Raw genomic sequence first — 20924 nt, 5'->3', positions numbered from 1 at the left:
GAAGGCGCCCCTACGCGCGCCGCACGGAGACGACGAGGGCCTTGCGCGGCAGCCGCACCCCGAAAGTGGTGCCCTCGGACGCGACGGAGCGCACGTTGACGGTGCCCCCGTGGGCGCGGATGAGGTGGTCCACGATGAACAGGCCCAGCCCGATGCTGCGGCTCGTCCGGTCCGTCTGGTCCTCCCCGCGCCGCATGGGCTCGAACAGGTGCTCCTGGACCCGGGGAGGAATGGGGTCCCCCTCGTTGTGGACCTCCAGGCACACCGCGTCGGAATCCCCGCGGGCGCGCACCGTGACGGGCGTGCCCGCCGGGCTGTACTTCAACGCGTTGGTGACCAGGTTGGTGATGACCTGCGCCATCCGGTCCGTGTCCCACGCCCCCTGTCCATCCCCGTCGATCTCCACCCGCACCTCGCGGTCGGGAAAGGACATCTGCACCTCGTCCACCACGAGCCGCAGCAGCGGGTGCAGGTCGGTCAACTCCCGGTTGACGACGATGCCCCCGCCCAACCGGGCCTGCGTGAAGTCGAGCAGATCCCTCACCATCCGGATGGTGCGCTCGGCCGAGGAGTGCACGCGCACGAGCGTCTTGAGGATGCGCTCGTCCAGGTCATCCCGGCGCAAGAGGAGCGACACGCCCAGGGAGATGGCGGTGATGGGATTGCGCAGGTCGTGGCTGACGATGCCGATGAGCTGCTGCTCGAACTCCGAGCGCCGCCGCTCCTCCGCCCGGACGCGCTCCTCGGCGCGCTTCTTGTCGCTGATGTCCCGGAAGAAGATGGCGATGCCCCCCTCGCGCGTGGGGTAGACGCTCACGTCCGTCCACATGTCCAGGGGCTCGAAGTACTCCTCGAAGTGCGTGGTCACCCGCTCGCGCATGGCGCGGTGGTACTCGAACCAGTACCGGCTCTCGGGCCGGGCGGACTCTGGCCAGACGTCCCAGTGGGAGCGCGTCAGCGTGTCCTCGCGCCGCAGCCCGGTGAGGCGCTCCTGGTTGCTGTTGACCAGGATGATGCGGAAGTCCTTGTCGAGCACGAGCAGGGCATCCCCGCGCTCGAGCACCTCCAGGGCGGCCTGGAGCCGGGCCTCGGCGATCCCCGTCAGGGCGCGCTGCTCGGTGAGGCGCTTGCGGATGTCCTCCTTCTCCACGGCGTTGCGCACCGCGCGGTAGAGGCTCTCCGGTGTCACCTCGGACTTCACGAGGTAGTCCGAGGCGCCGCCCTTGAGCGCCTCGACGGCGATGCGCTCGTTTCCTCGCCCGGTCACCATCACCACGGGGGGCCGCAACAGGCCCTCCTCGTCCACGAGCCGCCGGAGGAATTCCAGACCACTGAGCTCGGGCAGATCGTAGTCCAGGAGAATGCAATCGATCTGCTCACGCTTGCAGATCGCGAGCGCCGCATCCGCCGAGTCCTCTTCGAGGAACTGGTAGGAGTACTCTCCCATCTCCGTCAGGTAGGTCCGGAACACGTCCCGATCTTCCGGGCTGTCCTCCACTAGGAGCAGCGTCAGCAAACGGGAATTCATCCGTGCGCGACCTCTCGGCCATCGTCTTGGGGCATCACGATGTGGTCCAACCAGAACTCCTTGAACAGCCGGATCATTCTCTCGAATCGCGCCAAATCCACGGGTTTGAGCAGATAGCCGCTGGCGCCATGGGCGTAGGCGCTCTGCACGTCCTTGGGATTGTCGGAGGTGGAGAACACGAGCACCGGGATGCTCTTGAGACGGCCATCGTTCTTCATGTGCTCGAGTACCTGCCTGCCATCCAGGCCAGCGAGGTTGAGGTCCAGGAGGATGAGTCCCGGGCGCGGCGCGTTCTGGGAGGCGTAGCGGCCCTTCTGGTGCAGGAACTCCAGGGCCTCCTCGCCCTCGGTGCAGCGGTAGAGGGGATTGGGGATGGACGCCCCCTGGAAGGTCATCTGGAGCATGTCGAAGTCCTCGTCGTTGTCCTCCACGACGAGGATGGGCAGGTCGCGGTTCATCGTCCGCCCTCCCCGCCAAAGGGCCGCAGGTCGGACACGGGCGCCTTCTCGCTGTCCAGGGTGAAGAAGAAGGTGGTGCCCTCGCCGAACCCGGACTCCACCCAGATCCGGCCGTTGTGCCGCTCGATGAGGCGCTTGACGATGGTCAGCCCCGTGCCCGTGCCGCCGCCGTACTTGTCGCGCCCGTGCAGCCGCTTGAAGATGCGGAAGATGGCGTCGTGGTACTCGGGCTTGATGCCGATACCATTGTCACGCACGTAGTAGACGGAGCCGAGTTCCGGGTCGTGCCGGGAGCCGATCTCCACCCACTTCTTCTCCTTGTCGTTGTACTTGAGGCCGTTGGTGATGAGGTTGGTGAAGACCTCCATCATCCGCACCCGGTCGCAGCGCGCGGGAGGCAGCGGCTCGGGGACGCGCACCTCGGCGCGAGCCTCCTCGATGCGCGGCTTGAGCACCTCGAGCACCGCGGACAGGACGTCGTTGAGGTCCGTCTCCCGGAGCGACAGCTCCATGCGGCCCACCTGCGAGTAGTGCAGGAGCGAGTTGATGAGGCTCTCCATGCGCTGGGTGAGCCGCACCACCGTGTCCATGCGCGTGCGGTTGGAGGGCCGCAGCGACTCGGCGTCCTCGCGCAGCACCAGGCTCGCGTAGTTGTGGATGCCGCGCAGGGGCTCCTTGAGATCGTGGCTCGCGGCGTAGGCGAAGGAGTCCAGCTCCACGTTGCTGCGCTTGAGCTCCGTGTTGAGCTTGAGCAGCTCCTCGCTGCGCTCCAGCACGATGTCGATGATGCTGCGGCGCAGCTCCCGCGCCGCCTCCAGCTCGTAGTCCTTCCAGGGCAGCGACTTGCCGCGCACCGTCTCCTTCCAGAGCGCGAAGGACTTGCGCGGGTGCAGCCGCAGCTGATCGTCCTCCACGTCCACCGGCTTGTGGGGGTTGCCACCCCACTCCACCGTCTGCACCACCTCCGGGCGGAACCACAGCACGTAGTTGTGACGGCCACGCGACATGGAGGCCGCGATGAGGCCGGCCGCCACGTCCTTGAAGTCCTCCGACTCGGGGTAGTGCCGCAGCAGGCAATTGGTGGCGAACACGTCCTGGGACGCGGGCCGGCTCGACAGCCAGCGGATGAGCCCCTGGAGCTGCTCGTCCTCGGGGGCCTTGCCGATGATGGTCATGCGGCCGTTGAAATAGACGGCCGCGCCCAGCGCCCCGGTGAGCTCGAGCAGCTCGGGCGGCGACTGGCACAGCTCGGCGGCGAAGTCGCCCACGCGCGTCATGCGCTCGAGCAGCCGGCCCTGCACGGACTTGGTGCGGATGCGCTGATCATAGTGCTCGTGCCCCTCCTTGCTGGAGATGAACGAGGACATGAACTGGCCCACGAAATCACACGCCGTGCGCACCTCGTAGGGCACGTACTTCGAGCCGGACATGTGCGTGCAGGAGATGAGGCCCCACAGCCGCCCTTCCTGCAGCAGCGAGATGCTCATGGAGCTGCCCGCGCCCATATTGCGCAGGTACTCCAGGTGGATGGGCGACACGCTGCGCAGCACGCAGAAGGACATGTCGAGCGGACCCTGCGCGGCTTCCTCCGGCAACGAGACGATGCGCGCGGGCGCGTAGTCCACCGCCGGGATGATGCGCAGCAGGTTGAGCACGTACAGCTCCCGCGCCTGGCGCGGAATGTCCGAGGCGGGAAAGTGCAGCCCCATGTACGGATCGGCCGTCTCCCGCCGATCCTCGGCGAGCACCTGTCCGTTCCAGTCCGGGTCGAAGCGGTAGATGATGACCCGATCGAAGCCCGTGAGCCGGCGCACCTCGCGCACGCCCTCCTCGCACAGGGCGCGCAGATCCTTCGCGTCGCGCAGGCGCGACATGGCGCCGCGCGCCTGCTGATAGAAGCTGGAGAAGGGCAGCGACTCCGGATCCGCCACGGGCTCGAGCTCGAGGAAGAGCCGGCCCTGATGCCGGTGCGCGATGCCGTTGAAGAGCCGCTCGTGGCCCCCGGTATTCAAGGTGAGCTTGAGGGGGTTGTTGTCCTGGAGCCGGTCCGACAGGAGGCTCGCCCGGGTGCTGGCGCTCTGGGAGGCCGGCAGGAGCGAGTCCAGGGAGCGGCCCAGCAGATCCTGGACGCCGCACCCGAGCAGTGCCTCGGTGTTCTCACTGCTCTGGCAGATGATCAGCGAGGGCTCACGCAGGACCAGCAACACGCCATGGGGCTGGATGGCCCCCGGAATGTGGATGGGCTCCTTGTCACAGTTGGTGAGGTCCGCCACCTGGGCTGTTCCGGCCGATTCCGTGCTCATCGCGCTCTCTCTACCCACACACCATCTGAACGACGAATGGCACTCGTCCGGCGGAGCCGCCGTCCCAAACAGGAAGGCTGGCACTTCACCTGTATGGCCGTCTGGCCTTCAGGCGGCGGCAAACCCTCGGGTGTTTACCGTCAATCCCCTCCGTCGAGGACTGTAAAAAAGAGGGTAGAGGAGTCGTGACTGGAGAGTCGTCTGGCCTGCGGGACAGGTACCCCATGCCTGCCTGCTTTCCACTCCCGTCAGGAAGGCAAAGGCCCGGCGTCCCTTCCGCCTGGCCGGCCCACCGAGGAAGTGGGACCACGGCCTTCGTGCTGGAGGGGCACATGACGACGATCCACCACCCGACCCCCGACACCCTGCCCGAGGCCCAGCGTGGCCCGGCGGAGAAGCTGCTGGACCTCGTGCTCGGCGGCTCCGCGCACCTGTGGCACAACCGCCCGGGCCTGGAGCTGCAGGGAGTCTGGTACCCGGCACGGGGCGCCTCCGCGGAGATCGCCCGCCGGGGCACGCCGGTCAAGCCCGGCCTCTTCGTGCCCGCCGCGGTGAAGCTCTACCGGCAGTTGCTGGACATCTACCAGCTCAACACGGACCTCCTGGCGCACTTCGCGTCCTACGCGCTCACACAGACGGACTGGAGGGATCTCCAGGTGGCCACCAGCGCGTTGATGCTGGTGCAGCGCCACTCGGGCCAGCCGGTGCGCGAGGAGGATGGCTCGGTCGCGTTCCATGACGACGACCTGCGCGCCCTGGGCGAGGCCATGGTGCTGCACTACGAGCGCAAGTCCACGCGCATGCTCACGCCCAAGGCCGTGCTGCGGGTGGCCGAGCTGCTCGAGACGCCGGAGATCGCCCGCCTCAACCGCGAGGCCGGCTTCGGAGACCCCGCGTCGCGCAAGCCACCGCTCGGCCGGTGGAAGACGGCGGCGACGCGGTGGCTGCGCACGCGCGAGCAGAACCCGGGTCAGCTCCAGGGTCTGGTGAAGGCGGGCTACAAGACCACGCTCCAACGGCTCGCGCGCAAGGCGGGCTACAAGCCGCAGACGCAGGCCTTCTTCGAGGCGCTCGGCTGGAAGCAGAAGCAGGCCCCCGAGGGCCACCGCACGGTGGGCCTCTCCAGCCTCACGCTCGTCAAGCGCGAGCGCTTCGACGGACTCGAGGAGGCGGAGATCTGCGAGCGGATCGTCCGCGAGCGCCTCTCCTACAAGGAGGTGGTGGGCCGGCTGCCGGCGGGTGTGGGACTGACGCCGGCCATCCTGGCGGCGCTGTTGCCGTCGCTGTCGAACAAGGATCTGTTGCTGATGACGCCCACGCTCGAGGAGCTGGGACTGATGCAGGACGTGTCCGTGCGCGCGCGCTGGGACGAGGCGGTGCGGGCGGCGAGCGATCAACGGGCGCTGAACATCGCGCGCAACGTGCGGGGCCAGGAGCTGAAGACGAAGCTGGAGGAGGCGAGCGACAACGCGGCGAGGGCGGCGGTGGCCGAGGCGGTGGCGGAAACGGACGTGCGGGTGATGTTCCTCATCGACAAGTCAGGCTCCATGCAGGGCGCCATCGAGCAGTCCAAGGAAGCGCTCACGCGTATCCTCGCGGGCTTCCCGCTGGAAAAGCTGCACGTGGCCTCGTTCGACACCGTGGGCACGGTGCTCAAGCCCAAGGCGGCCAGCCGCACGGGCGTGCAGCACATGCTCCAGGGACTCCAGGCGAGTGGTGGCACCACGCACGCCGCCGGCGTGCAGGCGCTGCACCGCGCGGGCATGCGGGTGCCGCCGGAGGCGAAGCTCATCGTCATCGTCGTGGGTGACGAGGACGGCGAGCCGGGCCCCCAGCTCGCGCGGGCCTTCCTCGAGTGCGGCTACACCGTGGCCGCCCTCGCGTTGATGGTGAGCGTGGCGCACTCGCGGGGCAGCACGGTGCGCTCGTGCGCGAGCACGCTCCGGGTGCCCTTCAGCGAGGTGTCGGTGGATCAGTTCGCCGACCCCTACCAGGTGCCCCGCGTGCTCAAGGCGCTGTTGGAGGCGCCCACGGCGGCTGGAGCCGGCCCGTCCGGCTGGGTGGAGCGGGTGATGCGCACGCCCCTGTTGAAGAAGGTGGCGTGACACACGGAAGGGAGGCGTCGTCGTGGATTACCGGAAGTTCCTCGGACAGATGGAGTCGGTGGTGCTGCCCTACTTCGGCGGCGCCCACGTCGATCTGCCCTCGCGGCGCCTCCGGGTGTCCACGTCTCCCGCACCGGGCTGGTATCGCTTCGAGGTGCGCGGCCGTACCGCCACCGCGCGGGAGCCCGCCGGGCCAGAAGGGCTCGACGGGCTCCCGCGGGTACGAGGCCACCTCTGGGGGACGCGGCTCGTGCACGAGGGCGCGGTGGCCGAAACCGTGCGCCTGCTGCCCGAGGACACGCCGCCGCGCTTCGCGCCCCTGCTCGCCCGGCGTTGGCATGACGGCGGGCTCGTGTTCGAGTCCTCCGAGTTCGAGAGCGAGGCCGAGTCCACCGCGCGCCTGCGCCTGGAGCGGTGGGAAACCCTCACAGAGGTGAAGGGCGTGCCCGCCTCGCTGCGGGCGGCCTTCGGCTACGCACTGCTGGAGACGAGGGCACGCGCGCTCGACATCCACTTCGCTCCGGCCGAGGTGCGCGGCGTGGTGCGGGGCGTGGCGGAGCAGGGCGCTCCCGTGGCCGAGGCCCGGCTGCGCACGCTGGCGTTCGAGCGCGCCGTCCACGTGACGCGGGCGCGGCCCCCGGACTCCCGGGAGGAGCGGACGCGTCCGGCACGAGGGAGGGAGGAGGAAGTGTCGCGGGCGGAGCGGGCGCTCTCACGGGCGGGCGCGTGGTTGCTCGACTCGAGGCGGCTGAGCGGCGGTCAACTCGAGGTGACGTTCGACTTCATGGGCGAGCGCTTCCAGAGCATCGTGGAGGCGGACACCCTGCGGGTGGTGGACGCGGGGCTGTGCCTCGCGGGAGCGGACGCGCTCGTGACGTTGGAGAGCCTGCCCGCGGTCATCCGCGAGGCCATCGAGGAGGACGTGCTGGTCATCACCCGGCACGTGTGAACCATGCGGCACCGGGAAGTCTGTCTGCTCATTGGCCACGACGGCGAGGTGCTGTGGAGCGATGCCTCCGACAGCGCCGTGTCCCTGCCGGATTCGCGCGCGCGCTGGGAGGCCGTGTGGCGGCTGCGCGAGGAGCTGGAGGAGATCGCCCACAGCCATCCCCTCGGCCCCCTGGGCTTCAGCGCCGAGGACGAGACGACGATGGAAGCGCTCCTCCTGGCGCTCGGGCGGCCCGTGCGCTTCTCCGTGGTGGCTCCCGAGGGCACGCTCGTGCGCGAGCACGGCCAGGACAGGCTCCGCGCCGAGGAGCCCGCCTGGACCGCGGAGCTGCGCGCCCGCTCGGGGATGGCTACAGCTTGACCTCCAGGCGCGTCCAGCCCGCCTCCACCTCGATCAGGAGCACCCCGTCCACGAAGCGGTGCTCGCGCGCGCCGAGCACTTCCCTCGGCTCGGACAGGGCGTACACGCACAGCGTCTCCGTCTCGCGCGCCGGGGGCAGCTCGCCCTCGGTGGCGCGCTCCAGCACGAAGCGGCCGTCGGCCCAGGTGCCGCTCAGCCGCGTCAGGCGCGACGCGCCGTAGCCCTCGCCCGCGTCCTCGTACAACCGGGCCTCCACGCGCGGCGCCGCGTGGATGTGCCAGGTGAGGTGGGCCCAGTTGGCCGTGGTCGTGTGCAGCGCGGGCTCGGTGAGCGCGAGCGCCCCGCCCGCCCGCAGCCACATGGGCACCGTGCCCAGCGGCGCCTCGGCGAGCACGTGCTGGCGGCCCTCGATGGCCTCCCCCGCCGACTGGCCGAGGTTGAAGAAGGGCAACCACCTGCCCTCGGGCAGGTACACGTGCCGGTGCGAGCGGCCCGGGCGGACCACGGGGGCCACGAGCAAGTCCCTCCCGAAGAAGAAGGCGTCATCCATGCGCAGCGCCGAGATGTCCCCGGGCGCGTACATGACGAGCGGCCGCAGCGCGGGCAGACCCTCTTGCGAGGACTCGTGCATGAGCGAGTAGAGCGTGGGCATCAGCCGGTAGCGCCGCTCGAACCACTCGCGGGCGATGGACAGGTAGGGCTCGCCGAAGCGCCACGGCTCCTTGTACGGGGAGCCCTTGGACGAGTGGTTGCGGAAGAGCGGGTAGAAGACGCCGGCCTGCGTCCAACGCACGAGCAGCTCGCCGGTGGGGCGGCCCACGAAGCCCGGCACGTCCGAGCCCACGAAGGACACGCCCGACAGCCCCAGGCCCAGCAGGACGGAGATGGACAGCTCCAGGTGAGACCAGTAGCTGGAGTTGTCGCCCGACCACACCGCGGAGTAGCGCTGGATGCCGGGCGAGCCCGCGCGGGTGAGGATGAAGGGCCGCCGCTCGGGGACGAGCGCGCGCAGCCCCTCGTACGCCCCGCGTGCCATGCCGATCGCGTAGACGTTGTGCACCTCCAGATGGCGCTTGTCTCCGTGGCGGGCGTCGTGAGGCAGCGTGGGCCCCTCGACCTTGGCCTTGTCCGCCGAGCGCGTGCCGATGACGCCGAAGGTCTCGTCGCCATTGATGACCTTGAAGCACGCCGGCTCGTTCATGTCGTTCCAGAAGCCGGAGATGCCCACGTCCAGGAAGGCCCGGTGCTGCTGGCCCCACCAGGCGCGCACCGCCTCGCGGGTGAAGTCCGGGAACACGGCGGGCTTGGGCCACACCTCGCCCACGAGCACGCTGCCCCGGTCATTGCGCACCAGGTAGTCGTTGGCGAGCGCCTCGTCATAGACGCGGTAGCCCGGCTCCTGCTTCACGGCCGGATCGATGATGGTGACCAGGCGCACCCCCTGCTCGGCCGCCTCGCGCGCGAGCCCCGCGGGGTCCGGGTAGCGCGTGCGATCCCACGTCCAGACCTTGTAGCCCTCCATGTAGTCGATATCGAGGTAGACGACGTCGAGCGGAAGCTTGTGGGCGCGGTAGCCCTGGAGGACGGAGCGGATCTCCCGGGCGTTCTCGTAGCCCCAGCGCGACTGCTGCGCGCCGAGACTCCAGAGCGGCGGCAGCGGCATGCGTCCGGTGAGCGCGGTGTAGCGCCGCACCACGTCCGCGGGCATCGGGCCGGCGATGACGTAGGTGTCCAGCTCGGGACCCGAGGACTCCCAAGAGAGGAGGGAGGGATCATCGGCCGCCACGTCCGCCTCCATCCGCCACGACTCGTCGAGGAAGACGCCCCAGGCCACGCCCTCGCGCAGGCCGATGCTGAAGGGGATGGACTGGTAGAGCGGATCCGTGTCCGGGTGGTGCGGCACCACGTCCGTGTTCCAGAAGGTGAAGTGCATGCCGCGCTTGTCCAGCGAGCCCATCTTCTCGCCGAAGCCCAGCCAGGCCTCGTCCGGGGGCGTGTACAGGGACAGCCGCGAGCGGAAGCGGGTCACCGGATAGTCCGGCATCACCTCGCTCGAGAAGCTCTCGCACCGGCCCAGCTCCCGGCCCGAGCCATCCCGCAGCCGCCAGGCGCCCGTGGCGAGCGTCACCTCCAGGGACAAGCCCTCCGCCACCACCACCGCCACCGCGCCCTCCTGCTCCCGGCGCAAGGACAGCGGCAGCTCCGCGTGCTCCACGACGGACCAGGACTGCTTGGGCAGCAGCTCCCGGTGCGAGGGCGCGGAGTGGCTGAGCGCGGGGGCGTGGCGCAGCCGGAGCACGCCCGGCACGGGGCTGCGGACCTCAAGCGCGGTACGCGGACCCCAGAAGGTGATGCGGGTGGATTCGATGGAGATGTCGTCGAAGCGCATAGGGCGGCGCAGCGTATGCGCTGAAACGTCGGGATGTGGATGAATTGGCGAGACGTCTCACACCGAACGAAACCCGGGCCTCCCTCTCCGGGGGTGGACGGGACCGGCCGGGCTTGCCATCGTCGGAGCCATGCGCATCGCCCGCCTGCTCACCCTCTCGGGACTCGCGTTCGCGGCTCCCGCCCTCGCCGCGCCTCCCGCCAAGCCCGCCATGACGAAACCCGCCGACCCGAAGCCCGCCGCACAGACGCCCTCCTCGCTGGAGTCGGAGACGCGCGCCTGGCACCAGAAGCGCATCGCCAACCTCACGTCCGAGGAGGGCTGGTTGTCGCTCGTGGGCCTGCACTGGCTCAACGAAGGGGACAACCGCTTCGGCTCCGCCGCGGACAACGACTTCGTCTTCCCCGAGGGCACGCCCGCGCGCATCGGAACCTTCACGCGCAAGGGCAACCAGGTGACGCTCACGCTCCAGCCCGGCGTCACCCTCACCCGCGGAGGCAAGCCCTTCACGGGAGGCGCCCTGGGCACCTCCGAGGGACCCGAGGACGTGCTCTCGCTGGGCACGCTGCGCTTCTACCTCATCCCCCGGGGGGAGAAGATGGGGCTGCGCGTGAAGGATCCCGAGGCCCCGGCGCGCAAGCAGTTCCACGGCATCCCCACCTGGCCGGTGAGCGCCGCCTGGCGCATCGAGGGCCGCTTCGAGCCAGCCACGACACCGCGCAAGATCTCGATCCCCACGGTGCTCGGCACGGTGGAGGAGATGAACGCCCCGGGCACGCTCGTCTTCCAGGTGAATGGGCAGGAGTACCGGTTGGATCCCGTCCTCGAATCGGACTCGGGGCCGTTCTTCGTCATCTTCGGCGACCAGACCAACCGCAATGACTCGTACGGCGCGGGCCGCTTCCTGTACGTGGATCAGCCGACGAAGGACGGCCGGGTGGTGCTGGACTTCAACCGCGCCTACAACCCGCCCTGCGCCTTCTCTCCCTACGCCACCTGCCCGCTGCCCCCCGCGCAGAACAAGCTGAAGCTGCGCGTGGAGGCCGGCGAGAAGCGCTACGGCGATCACTGAGCGTCAGGAATCCGCCCCACTCGCGCGTCCCTGCCCGGATGGCTCCGGCCCCGCCCTCCCTCGCGGCGGTCCGGGGCCCCGGGAGGCGGGGACATGACGACGCTGAACATCACCTACAACGGCCTGTCCACGGACGTGCCCCTGGAGCGGGAAACCCTCCTGACGGACGCGGATGTGCGGCGCATCGCGGTGGAGCTGCTGGCCCCCGCCCAGACGGACTCCTTCCAGCACTACGTGGTGGACCGGTTCCGCGCCCCGGGCGGCGAGGAGCGCATCTACCTGCGGCCCAAGGTGCCCTTCGGCGCGTGAGGAGGCCCACCCATGCGCATCGTCTTCTGTGGCGTGGGAGCCATCGGCTCCACGGCGGCGGTGCTGTGCCGCAACCTCGAGGCCACGCTCGTCTTCATCGACTTCGACCGCGTGGAGTCCAAGAACCTGCGGGCGCAGGCGTTCGTGAAGCCCTCCGTGGGCAAGAACAAGGCGGAGGCGCTCAAGCTGCAACTGCTCAACCTGTACGGCGTGAAGGCCGAGGCGTTCGGCGTGCGGATGACGCGCGACAACGTGGCGGCGCTGGGCGCGAGCGCGGATCTGCTCGTCGACTGCTTCGACAACCAGGAGAGCCGGCTGCTCTTGAGCGCGTTCGCGCGCGCGGCGGGCAAGCCCCTGGTGCACGGCGCGCTGGCGGCGGACGGCACCTTCGGACTGGTGCGCTGGGACGAGCGCTTCGTCCCGGACGCCGAGGACACGCCCGGACAGGCCACGTGCGAGGGCGGCGAGCACCTGCCCCTCATCGGCCAGCTCGGCGCCACGCTCGCGCGCACGGTGCAGGACTTCGTGAAGCACGGCGTGCGCCGCGACACCCTGGTGGGACTCGTGGCGGTGACGCCTACGGTGAGCTGAGCCCCGCGCGGCTCAGCGCGCCGCTTCCTTCGAGCCGACGACGGTCATGTTCATGCCGATCTGCACCGACACCGGCTTGCCGTCGACGGTGACGGTCGTCTTGCCGTTGATGTACCAGCCGAAGGAGCCGGTCGAGAACGACTTCACCTCGGCGAGCATCTCCTGACCGTTGATGGTCACCTTGAGCGGCTCGGCCTTCTCGAGGAACTGCGACAGGGACACGGGGCAGGGGGACTTGGCCATGGGGCGGGCACCCTAGCACCGAGCGCTCGCCTCCGGCCATAGGCTCACGCCCCGGTGAGCGGCTTCGGCGCGAGCCGCCGCGCCGCGCGTCCACTGAGCACGTCCGCGAGCGCCTCGTCGACGGGCAGTCCCGGGTGCTTCATCAACCACATGAACTCCCCCGAGGGATTCACCTCCAGGAAGACGTGCCGGCCCTCGGGCGTGACGATGAAGTCGAACGCGCCGTAGTTGAGCCCCAGCGCGTCCATCAACCGCAGCACCTGGGCCTGGAGCGGCTCGGGCAACGTGTAGGGCTTCCAGGCGCCGATGAGCGCCTGGCCCTCGCGCCGCCAGTCCTCTCGCGCCCTCGGCAGCGCCTGCGAATCGATGGCCGCCGCCATCACCCGCTCGCCCACCACCGTGACGCGCAGCTCCACCGCCTTGACCAGCCGCTCCTGGAAGGTCATCGGACACAGGTCCAGCCCCTCCAGGTCCTCGAGCTGCCGCGAGTCGAGCGGCGTGGTGAAGACCACCTGCTCCCGGCCCTGCTCGTCATAGACGGCGAACGACGCCATCATCTTCGTCACCACGCCGCCAGGGCACTCGGCGGCGAAGGCCCGCACCGCCACCGGATCATTGGTCATCAGCGTCTGGGGCACCTCCATCCCGAGCGCCCGCGCCAGCTTGAGTTGCAGCGGCTTGTGCTCCGCGCGCCGGATGACTTCGAGCGCGTCGAGCTGGAACACCCCCAGCGCGCTCATCATGCCGAACACCAGGCGCCGGCTCTCCTCCACCGAGGGACGACGCAGCTGCTCCTCCAGTTCCTGGGGAATGGCGCTCCCCGTCGAGTTGCGGCGGTACCAGATCGCCGTCACGTCCTCCAGGGACAGCGCTCCCGCGGGACCCGACAGCCGCCCCGCCCCACGCTCATCCAGCGAGAGCTGGAGCCCGGTGGGAAACAGGTCGGTGTCGAAGCGGTAGACCCGCTCGCCCCGGGACTCGAGGGCACGCGCCACGGACACGGGCGCATCGTTGTCCTTGGAATGCGTCACGATGAGGATGGTCATCCCTGCTCCTTACAATGACTGCGCGGCCGCACTCCCCTCGGAGGCGAGCGCGTCGGCGAGGGCCGCGGCGATGGGAAGGCCGAGATCCCGCTCGAGCATTCCCCACTCCCCGCCGGGGTTCACCTCGAGGAAGACGTAGCGGCCATCGGGTGTGACGATGACATCCGCGGCCCCGTACACCAGTCCCAGCTCCGCCACCAGGCGCACCAGGCGCCGGGCGACTTCCTCGGGCAGCTGGCCCGGGGCCCAGGAGCACTCGTCCGGGCGGGAGCGCCTCCAGTCCACCTGGCCCTCCGCCGAGCGCGAGGCGTCGATGGCTCCCGCGAAGCACCGCTCGCCTACCACGGCGACACGCAGCTCGTGGGACTTGTCGATGCGCTCCTGGAACACCATGGGGCTGTGGCGCAAGCCGTCGAGTTCCTCCAGGTGCTCGGGGCCGATGGCGCTCGTGTACACGAAGGGCTGCCCGCCTCCCATGGACTGGGACAGGGGCGTCAGCATCTTGGCCACCACCCGGCCTCCGACCTCGTCGAACCAGGAGCGCACCCGCTCCGCGTCGTTGGTCACCAGGGTGCGCGGAATCTCGAGCCCATGGGCCCGGGCGAGCCGGAGTTGGAGCAGCTTGTTGCCCGCCTTCTCGTCCGCGCCGAGGGGATTGATGAAGCGACAGCCCGCCCCCGTCAGTCCGTCGAGGGCCCCCGCGAGGGCCGCGCTCGACTCCCGGGCACAGCTCTCGCGCCACGCGGGCTCCAGCGTCTCGGCGAGCCGGGGAGGGACACGCCGGCGCAGCCACACCGAGCGCACCTCGGCGCTTCGCACCTCGCCTGCCTCCGTGTGCAGCACCACGTCCTGGTGCGCTGGCCCCAGCAGCGAGGACAGCTCCCACTCGGAGGGGAAGCCATCCGTATCGATGCGAAGGGGACGCAGCCCCCGCCGCGAGACCTCCTGCGCGACGCGATCCACGGTGAAGTAGTCGCCGCTATGGGTGAAGAGCAGGACGGTGTCGCGAGCGGTGGACATGAGGAAGACCGGGGCTCGACCGCCCCGGCAGCAGGTTCAGATACCGTCCTCGTCCTTGTCCGAGGGGAACTTCTGGGTCACCTTGGGGGGCGTCTCGCCCACCAGCGGCTCGGTATCGTCCCCGTCCGAGGGGTACTTCAGGGTCTTTCCACCCGAGACCTGCTCCAGCTCCTGCTCCTCGAGCAGCCGCGCGAAGAACGGCTTCTTGGTCGTGTCCTTCTTCATTTTCAGCCTCCGTGGGGGGTGCTCCGTCCGAGGGGGCCGGAGCTTGTCTGAACGGCGGCTCCACTATGGGAGTCCCCGCTGACGGCTTCAAGCACCACTAGAAGGAAAGCCCTGAGAAAACCGCGTGGGAGAAATAAGCAAATCGCCACTCGGGCCATACCGGTTTCAATCTCATGCGCTGGTACGCGGCGTGCGTGTTGCTCCGGCTGAGCCCCGAGCCCCTGGAGCCGCAGCCCCCTTCCCTCGCGAAACGGGGCTCGCACACGGCCTCTGACGAAGAGAACGCCGTCAGTGGCACCAAGGCAATCAGCGCTCCCGGTGGGAAGGCCACGATGAAGGCAACTCCCGCTATCGTCACGACGCTTCCCGCGAGAACCACGTCGTGATGGCATTTCAGCCAATCCACCGCCCCATCCACAGCTGAATGCTCCTGAGGACGGCGTCCCTGCAACTCCTCGCAATCGAGGTAGGCCGGCTGGCACTGCTCGTTACAGTAGACTTCCTTCGCCCCCATTCCCCGGCCCGGAGCCCGGATGTGACCAAACCCCGGAGGAAGAGGCGTGCGCATGCAATTTGCAATTCTTGACGCAAGCAAGAAGCTCGGCATGGCAGTCGCGATAACGAGCAGCGGATGCCGACACGATGCGTCCGTCCGTCCTCTCCGCGCATGTCTGGAGGGTCATCCAACACCTGTTTTCGACTCCCGCGTCGCGTTGGGGGCCGTCGAGTTTCAGCCCGAGGGAGGGCTCGCGGATTGGGGCCAGGGCAAGGAGGGCAAGAGCCTGCTGGTCATTCCTCATGCAGGTTATCTACCGGGGGAGCGCGTGCGGGTGACGGTTCGTTTCGCCGAGGGCTCCGTCCCAGCGCGTGCGAGCTTCTGGCTCGTGGGACATGCGGCACGCGGGACGCGGCGCGTGGAAGTGTACCGCCAGCCGCGCCCGGCGGACGCCTTCAAGCGGGAGGCGGCGGACGCACAGGCCGAAGCCCGCCAGTGCCAGGAGGAAAAGGCACAGCTCCTGTCGGAACGGAATGAACCACGCGGGCTCATGGGGGCCGCGTGGCTGGAGCAGGGAGGAACCATCACGTCAAAGGGCTTCTTCGACAGCAACGGAAAGCGCCTTCGGGCGAACGCGGTTTTCGTGGCGCGCGGTAAGCTCTACAGCTTCACTCCCTTGGGGGGCACACAGGCAACCAGCTTTTCGGTGCGCTTGCATCTGTCCAACCCGGGCGCGGAGGCATGGACGGTGGCAGGGGCGGTGCTGGTGGACTCGACGGGCGCGCAGGTGGACATGGCCGCGCGGCAGGCGGCCCCCATCCTCCCCGCTGGCGCGGGCACCGTCGTGGTGGGCACGGAGAGCGCGCCGGGACTGCTCTCTTGCCCCTGTACGCTCAAGCTCTGGGAGGCTCCGGGAACGCGCGTCGTCACCCTCGGAAACATCCGCTTCCCGGACGGGCCGACACCGGAACACTGAGGAGGCCGCACGCGTTCCGCCGTGTTCTCCGGAGCGGGTGGAGTGGGTGGGGACGGAGGGGCCTCGAAAGGGGCTGTTGGGTGCCCCGCCCATTATTATTCTTCCAGTCAACCTATGCCTCCCCTCCCCCTTGAATCCTCGGCTTCGGTCGCATCGTTCCCCCTGCGAGGCGCGCACCCATGACCGAGCTGGAGCGAGTGTTCGCGGGCGGAGGGGAGATGGGCGCGCGCATGCGGGCAAAGGACTGGAGCCAGACGCCCCTGGGGCCCACGGAGGGGTGGCCGACCACGCTGCGCACCACGGTCGCCCTGATGCTCGTGGCGCCTTTACCCATGGTGATTCTCTGGGGACCCGAGCTGAGACTGCTCTACAACGACGCTCACATCCCCCTCTTTGGGGACAAACATCCCAGGACCCTGGGAGCAACCTTCTTCGACTTATTTCCCGAACTCCGGGACGGGCTCAGCCCGCTGTTCGCCCAGGTGTGGGCGGGGACGGCGGTGTCCCAGAAGGAGGGGCTTCTCTGCCTCGAGCGCCAGGGCTTCATGGAGGAGGTCTATTTTTCCCTTTCCTTCCTTCCCATCCGTGATGAGCACGACCGCGTCGTCGGCATCCTGAACATCGCGAGCGAGGTGACCGCCCAGGTGCTGGGTGAGCGGCACCTCAAGACCCTCCGCGAGCTGTCCATCCAGAGCGCGCTCTCCCCGGGCGTCCAAGACGTCTTGCACCAAGCACAAGGGGTGTTGGCGCAGAGCGGCGCGGATGTGCCCTTCGCGCTGCTCTACCGCATGGAGGGCGAGAGTGCCCGGCGCGCCCTGTGCTCGGGCCTGGAGGCGGACGGGAGCAGATCTCCGCAGACGCTCGCGCTCAGCGACCCCCACTCGCCGTGGCCCCTGGCCGAGGTGCTGGACTCGGGAGAGACGCGGCTCGTCGAGGGCCTGGGAGCACGGGGGGGCGCGCTCCATGCGGGCCCCTGGCCCGAGCCGGTGAGCCGTGCGCTGCTCCTCCCCCTCGCCCTGGGCACGAGCGGCGCGCGGGACGCCGTGCTCATCGTGGGGCTCAGTCCCCGCCTACCCCTGGACGAGGGCTACCGCGCCTTCCTCCAAGTGCTCGCGCGTCAGCTCGCCGCGGACGTGGTGCGCGCCCAGGCCCTGGAGCAGGAGACGCAGCGGGCGGCCCGGCTCGCCGAGATGGACCGCGTCAAGACGGCCTTCTTCTCCAACGTGAGCCACGAGTTTCGCACCCCCCTGACCCTCATGCTGGGGCCCACCGAGAACGCGCTCGCCTCCCCCGAGCAGGCCCTGCGCGGCGAGGACCTCAAGCGCGTGCACCGCAACGAACTGCGTCTGCTCAAGCTCGTTAACACCCTCTTGGACTTGAGCCGCCTGGAGGCGGGCCGCACCCAGGGCCGCTTCGTCCCCACGGACCTGGCCGCCCTCACTGCCGGGTTGGCCAGCGCCTTCGACTCGACGGTCACCCGGGCCGGACTGCGCTTGACGGTGGACTGTCCGGCCCTGCCCGAGCCCGTCTGGGTGGACCCGGACATGTGGGAGAAGATTGTCCTCAACCTCGTTTCCAACGCCTTCAAGTTCACCCTCCAGGGCGATATCACCGTGCTCCTGCGGTGGCGGGACACACACGCGGAGCTGTCCGTGCAGGACACGGGAACGGGCATCCCGGTGGAGCAGCAGGGGCTCATCTTCGAGCGCTTCCACCGGGTGGAGGGAGCCTGGGGCCGCAGCGAAGAGGGCACGGGCATTGGCCTGTCGCTGGTGCGCGAGCTGGTGGAACTGCACGGCGGGCGCGTGCGCGTGGAGAGCGCCCCAGGCCAGGGGAGCACATTCACCGTGGAGCTGCCCGCCGGACGTGCCCACCTGCCAGCCGAGCGGGTGCTCCAGGAGCCGCCACGCGTGTCCACGGCCACGGGCTCGCGCGCCTTCGTCCAGGAGGCCGAGCAGTGGATACAGGCCACTCCGGAGGCCGTGGAGGAACAGGAGCTTCCCGCGCCTTCGGGTGAAGGGCCGCGAGGCCACGTGCTGCTGGTGGACGACAACGCGGACATGCGCGACTACATCGCCCGGCTGCTCCGGGGCCACTTCCGAGTGGAAGCCGTGGCGGATGGGCAGGCGGCGCTTGAGGCGGCGCGAGCGCACCCGCCGGACATGGTGCTCTCCGACGTGATGATGCCCCGGCTGGATGGCTTCGGGCTGGTGCGCGAACTCAAGGCGGACGCGCGCACGGCGCATGTGCCAGTCATGCTCTTGTCCGCACGGGCCAGCGAAAAGGCGACGCTGGAGGGCTTCGCGGCGGGAGGCATGGACTACATGGTCAAGCCCTTTCGGGCGCGCGAGCTGCTGGCGCGTGTGGGGGCACTGGTGAAGACCACCCAGGCGCGGGCGGAGGTGAAGGCGGCCCAGGCGCGCATCGAGGGCCTCATCCAGAACTCGCCCGCCTTCGTCTGCGCCCTGAATGGGCCCCAACATGTCTTCCAGGTGGCCAACGCGCGCTACCAGCAACTGGTCGGTGAGGGACGCCCCCTGCTGGGCCTCACGGTGCAAGAGGCTCTACCGGAGGTTGTGGAGCAGGGATTCATCGGCCTGCTCGACAAGGTCTTCGCCACGGGCGAGCCCTTCCACGGGCGACAGCTTCCCATCCAACTGCGCAGGCGGGAGGAGGGACCCCTGGAGGATACCGTCCTCAACTTCGTCTACCAGCCCCGGTGGGATGCGCAGGGTCAGGTGGAGGGTATCGACGTCTTTGGCTTCGAGGTGACCGAATTGGTGCGCGCGCGCCAACAGGCCGAGCTGCTCGCTCAGCAGCTGGGGGAGAGCGAGGCGCGCCAGCGGCGGTTGCTGGAGTACGCGGGCGCAGGTCTCTGGGAACTGGACGCTGCCACGGGCCACATCGCGGCGGATGCGCGCATGGTGGAACTCATGGGCCTGCCTCCCGGCACGGCCTTTAGTCTGGAGTCGGGCCTGCTACAGGTGCCCATTGAAGATCGCGAACTCGTGGCACAAGCCATCGCCGCAGCCCTCGCCGGGAAGAATGGGGGCGCTTATCTGATGACGTTCCGCACTGGCGGCGAGGGAGGGGTGCCCCTGAGATGGGTGGAGAGCCGTGCCCAGGCCACCTTCGATAAACACGGCAGGCCCCTCTTCCTGTCGGGGGTCATGCTGGACATCACCGTGCGCAAGAAGGCGGAGATGCTCCTGGCCCGGCAAGCGCGCCACCACGCCCTCAATGCCCAGGTGGGCCTGGCGCTTTCGCGCAGTGTCTCCCTGCATGAGATGCTCCAGCGGTGCGTGCAAGCCCTGGTGGACCAGTTGACGATGGCCTCCGCCCGCGTCTGGCTGCATGACCCCGGGCAGGACGTGCTTGAGCTGTCTGCCAGCGCGGGCATGTCCACGCACCTGGAGGGTCCCCAGGGACGCGTGCCGGTGGGCCGGGGTATGATCGGCCTCATCGCCCAGGAGCGACGGCCGCACCTGACAAACTCGGTGGTGGATGATCCGCGCCTGGGCGACCCAGGGTGGGCCCGTCGCGAGGGCATGAAGGCTTTCGCGGGCTACCCGCTGCTGGTGGGCGACAAGCTGGTGGGGGTGGTGGCCCTCTTCGCCCGTCCGCCCATGGAGCCGGATACGCTCGACGTGTTGAGGTTGGTGGCCGACAGCATTGCCCTGGGGGTCGAGCGACTCAGGGCCGAGAGCGCGATTCAAACACGGTTGGACTTCGAGCAGAAACTCATTGGCATTGTCAGCCACGACCTGCGCAACCCCCTGTCCGCCATCCTCATGGGCACCTCCCTCCTGATGCGCCGCGAGACGTTGGACGCACGTACCACCCAATCCCTGGTGCGCATCCAATCTGCCGCCGAACGGGCCACACGCATGATCAAGGACCTGCTTGATTTCACCCAGGCGCGGCTCGGTGGCGGTCTGCGAATTGAGCGTCGCCCGATGGACATGCACCAGCTCATCCAAGGGGTGATGGACGAGGTGGAGGTGGCCTGGCCCGAGCGCGAAATCCGGTTGCAGCGCCAGGGCGACGGCCAGGGGGAATGGGACGCGGACCGGATGGCCCAAGTGGTGCAGAATCTGGTGACCAACGCCATCAAGTACAGCCCTGCGGAGAGCCCGGTGTACGTCACCCTCCACGGCGAGGAGGCGGAAGTCATCCTGAGCGTGGCCAATCAAGGTCCGCCCATCCCCGCCGACAAGCTCACGAGCATCTTCGAGCCCATGCAACGCGCCACGGCGGAGGTGGACAAGGCGGGCCGGAGCGTGGGCCTGGGCTTATACATCGTCAAGCGCATCCTGGATGCGCACGAGGGACGCATCGAGGTGGTGTCCACGCCGCAGGAGGGCACCCGATTCACGGTCTGGCTGCCACGCCAAGCAGCGCCACGCGGGTTGGACTCTCCTAGGCGCGCGGTCACATCTCCACGGGTGGAGTCCAACTAGCGTCCTCACCGAGAGCGCTTGACTGGGCTTGCCCCGGTTACGTGGACAGTAGGGTTAAGATGCCAACTTCTGCGGTAAGGCCACAAGCTCAAAATCCACTGGACTGACGTAACCCAGAGACGAGTGCCGCCGCTGACGGTTGTAGAAGACCTCGATGTACTCGAAGAGTGCCGTGCGGGCCTGCTCATGCGTGGCGAAGTCGGCCTCGTGGACGAGTTCCATCTTCAAGCTGCTGAAGAAGCTCTCGGCCACGGCGTTGTCCCAGCAGTTGCCCTTGCGCGACATGCTGCATTGAATCCCGCGAGCGGCCAGTGCCTTCTGGTAATCCTCGCTGGCGTACTGGCTGCCCCACTCCTCCTCTCGCCAGCACCTGTTGCCTGAACTGCTCTGCCCA

At 69.0% G+C, this 20924-nt stretch carries 16 protein-coding genes and 1 pseudogene; 8 read left to right on the top strand and 9 right to left on the bottom strand.

Annotation, left to right across the window (positions count from 1 at the left end):
* Nucleotides 1-10: 10 nt before the first annotated feature.
* From F0U63_RS10720 to F0U63_RS10710, 3 genes are read right to left on the bottom strand one after another with little or no spacing between them, the layout of a single operon-like run.
* A complete protein-coding gene (locus F0U63_RS10720) occupies nucleotides 11-1528 on the bottom strand; it encodes an ATP-binding protein (RefSeq protein WP_395845792.1) in 1518 nt (505 codons plus the stop codon).
* On the bottom strand, nucleotides 1525-1986 hold the full coding sequence (locus F0U63_RS10715) for a response regulator (protein ID WP_395845791.1): 462 nt from the start codon (nucleotides 1984-1986) through the stop codon (nucleotides 1525-1527). Before F0U63_RS10715 ends, F0U63_RS10720 begins: the two co-directional genes overlap by 4 nt.
* Entirely contained in the window at nucleotides 1983-4289 is a 2307-nt protein-coding gene (locus F0U63_RS10710; protein WP_395845790.1) for an ATP-binding protein, read from the bottom strand. Before F0U63_RS10710 ends, F0U63_RS10715 begins: the two co-directional genes overlap by 4 nt.
* Before the next feature lie 332 nt (nucleotides 4290-4621).
* Between F0U63_RS10710 and F0U63_RS10705 the strand changes: the two genes are divergently transcribed.
* Genes F0U63_RS10705 through F0U63_RS10695 form a run of 3 tightly spaced genes read left to right on the top strand, consistent with a single transcriptional unit; the run spans nucleotide 4622 to nucleotide 7703 of the window.
* Nucleotides 4622-6394 (top strand): VWA domain-containing protein, encoded by a 1773-nt coding sequence (locus F0U63_RS10705; protein WP_395845789.1) that lies wholly within the window; start codon nucleotides 4622-4624, stop codon nucleotides 6392-6394.
* A 22-nt stretch (nucleotides 6395-6416) separates the two neighbouring features.
* The gene (locus F0U63_RS10700) at nucleotides 6417-7343 is read left to right on the top strand and encodes a hypothetical protein (protein ID WP_395845788.1); all 927 of its coding nucleotides are present in this window, start codon (nucleotides 6417-6419) and stop codon (nucleotides 7341-7343) included.
* 3 nt (nucleotides 7344-7346) lie between these two features.
* A complete protein-coding gene (locus tag F0U63_RS10695) occupies nucleotides 7347-7703 on the top strand; it encodes a hypothetical protein (protein ID WP_395845787.1) in 357 nt (118 codons plus the stop codon).
* Here F0U63_RS10695 and F0U63_RS10690 read toward each other — a convergent pair.
* Nucleotides 7693-10092 carry a TIM-barrel domain-containing protein gene (locus tag F0U63_RS10690; protein WP_395845786.1) on the bottom strand — a complete coding sequence of 800 codons (2400 nt, stop codon included), beginning with the start codon at nucleotides 10090-10092 and terminating at the stop codon, nucleotides 7693-7695. The genes F0U63_RS10695 and F0U63_RS10690 overlap by 11 nt on opposite strands.
* A gap of 130 nt (nucleotides 10093-10222) precedes the next feature.
* Between F0U63_RS10690 and F0U63_RS10685 the strand changes: the two genes are divergently transcribed.
* From F0U63_RS10685 to F0U63_RS10675, 3 genes are all read left to right on the top strand, one after another.
* Nucleotides 10223-11164, top strand: a complete 942-nt coding sequence (locus F0U63_RS10685) for a DUF1684 domain-containing protein (protein ID WP_395845785.1) — start codon at nucleotides 10223-10225, stop codon at nucleotides 11162-11164.
* Nucleotides 11165-11257: 93 nt separating this feature from the next.
* Complete coding sequence (locus F0U63_RS10680; protein ID WP_002629102.1) at nucleotides 11258-11473, top strand: hypothetical protein; 216 nt, start codon at nucleotides 11258-11260, stop codon at nucleotides 11471-11473.
* Nucleotides 11474-11485: 12 nt separating this feature from the next.
* Nucleotides 11486-12064, top strand: coding sequence for a ThiF family adenylyltransferase (locus tag F0U63_RS10675; RefSeq protein ID WP_002629103.1), 579 nt, complete (start codon nucleotides 11486-11488; stop codon nucleotides 12062-12064).
* 12 nt (nucleotides 12065-12076) lie between these two features.
* Here the strand turns inward: F0U63_RS10675 and F0U63_RS10670 are convergent, their stop codons facing one another.
* Genes F0U63_RS10670 through F0U63_RS10655 form a run of 4 tightly spaced genes read right to left on the bottom strand, consistent with a single transcriptional unit; the run spans nucleotide 12077 to nucleotide 14598 of the window.
* The gene (locus F0U63_RS10670) at nucleotides 12077-12307 is read right to left on the bottom strand and encodes a hypothetical protein (RefSeq protein ID WP_095979898.1); all 231 of its coding nucleotides are present in this window, start codon (nucleotides 12305-12307) and stop codon (nucleotides 12077-12079) included.
* A gap of 44 nt (nucleotides 12308-12351) precedes the next feature.
* Nucleotides 12352-13353, bottom strand: a complete 1002-nt coding sequence (locus tag F0U63_RS10665; protein ID WP_395845784.1) for an MvdC/MvdD family ATP grasp protein — start codon at nucleotides 13351-13353, stop codon at nucleotides 12352-12354.
* Nucleotides 13354-13362: 9 nt separating this feature from the next.
* Complete coding sequence (locus F0U63_RS10660) at nucleotides 13363-14373, bottom strand: MvdC/MvdD family ATP grasp protein (protein ID WP_395845783.1); 1011 nt, start codon at nucleotides 14371-14373, stop codon at nucleotides 13363-13365.
* A 36-nt stretch (nucleotides 14374-14409) separates the two neighbouring features.
* On the bottom strand, nucleotides 14410-14598 hold the full coding sequence (locus F0U63_RS10655) for a microviridin/marinostatin family tricyclic proteinase inhibitor (protein ID WP_395845782.1): 189 nt from the start codon (nucleotides 14596-14598) through the stop codon (nucleotides 14410-14412).
* A 566-nt stretch (nucleotides 14599-15164) separates the two neighbouring features.
* Here F0U63_RS10655 and F0U63_RS10650 point away from each other — a divergent pair.
* Together F0U63_RS10650 and F0U63_RS10645 are read left to right on the top strand one after the other, a co-directional pair.
* Nucleotides 15165-16070: a DUF2381 family protein gene (locus F0U63_RS10650; RefSeq protein ID WP_395848352.1), complete on the top strand. Its 906-nt coding sequence runs from the start codon at nucleotides 15165-15167 to the stop codon at nucleotides 16068-16070.
* Nucleotides 16071-16249: 179 nt separating this feature from the next.
* A complete protein-coding gene (locus tag F0U63_RS10645) occupies nucleotides 16250-20530 on the top strand; it encodes an ATP-binding protein (RefSeq protein WP_395845781.1) in 4281 nt (1426 codons plus the stop codon).
* Between the two features lie 54 nt (nucleotides 20531-20584).
* Here F0U63_RS10645 and F0U63_RS10640 read toward each other — a convergent pair.
* Nucleotides 20585-20878 (bottom strand): annotated as a pseudogene (locus tag F0U63_RS10640) (IS3 family transposase); the annotation flags it as partial.
* Nucleotides 20879-20924 lie beyond the last annotated feature (46 nt).

Source organism: Cystobacter fuscus (assembly GCF_044360685.1).
Taxonomy (GTDB): Bacteria; Myxococcota; Myxococcia; order Myxococcales; family Myxococcaceae; genus Cystobacter; species Cystobacter fuscus_C.
This window is presented reverse-complemented; position numbering and strand designations above follow the sequence as displayed.

What these genes read in the sequence shown, in the direction of transcription:
- F0U63_RS10720 (WP_395845792.1), bottom strand. Translation starts at nt 1,528, where the DNA reads ATGAATTCCCGTTTGCTGACGCTGCTCCTAGTGGAGGACAGCCCGGAA.
- F0U63_RS10715 (WP_395845791.1), bottom strand. Translation starts at nt 1,986, where the DNA reads ATGAACCGCGACCTGCCCATCCTCGTCGTGGAGGACAACGACGAGGAC.
- F0U63_RS10710 (WP_395845790.1), bottom strand. Translation starts at nt 4,289, where the DNA reads ATGAGCACGGAATCGGCCGGAACAGCCCAGGTGGCGGACCTCACCAAC.
- F0U63_RS10705 (WP_395845789.1), top strand. Translation starts at nt 4,622, where the DNA reads ATGACGACGATCCACCACCCGACCCCCGACACCCTGCCCGAGGCCCAG.
- F0U63_RS10695 (WP_395845787.1), top strand. Translation starts at nt 7,347, where the DNA reads ATGCGGCACCGGGAAGTCTGTCTGCTCATTGGCCACGACGGCGAGGTG.
- F0U63_RS10690 (WP_395845786.1), bottom strand. Translation starts at nt 10,092, where the DNA reads ATGCGCTTCGACGACATCTCCATCGAATCCACCCGCATCACCTTCTGG.
- F0U63_RS10685 (WP_395845785.1), top strand. Translation starts at nt 10,223, where the DNA reads ATGCGCATCGCCCGCCTGCTCACCCTCTCGGGACTCGCGTTCGCGGCT.
- F0U63_RS10680 (WP_002629102.1), top strand. Translation starts at nt 11,258, where the DNA reads ATGACGACGCTGAACATCACCTACAACGGCCTGTCCACGGACGTGCCC.
- F0U63_RS10675 (WP_002629103.1), top strand. Translation starts at nt 11,486, where the DNA reads ATGCGCATCGTCTTCTGTGGCGTGGGAGCCATCGGCTCCACGGCGGCG.
- F0U63_RS10670 (WP_095979898.1), bottom strand. Translation starts at nt 12,307, where the DNA reads ATGGCCAAGTCCCCCTGCCCCGTGTCCCTGTCGCAGTTCCTCGAGAAG.
- F0U63_RS10665 (WP_395845784.1), bottom strand. Translation starts at nt 13,353, where the DNA reads ATGACCATCCTCATCGTGACGCATTCCAAGGACAACGATGCGCCCGTG.
- F0U63_RS10660 (WP_395845783.1), bottom strand. Translation starts at nt 14,373, where the DNA reads ATGTCCACCGCTCGCGACACCGTCCTGCTCTTCACCCATAGCGGCGAC.
- F0U63_RS10655 (WP_395845782.1), bottom strand. Translation starts at nt 14,598, where the DNA reads ATGAAGAAGGACACGACCAAGAAGCCGTTCTTCGCGCGGCTGCTCGAG.
- F0U63_RS10650 (WP_395848352.1), top strand. Translation starts at nt 15,165, where the DNA reads ATGCAATTTGCAATTCTTGACGCAAGCAAGAAGCTCGGCATGGCAGTC.
- F0U63_RS10645 (WP_395845781.1), top strand. Translation starts at nt 16,250, where the DNA reads ATGACCGAGCTGGAGCGAGTGTTCGCGGGCGGAGGGGAGATGGGCGCG.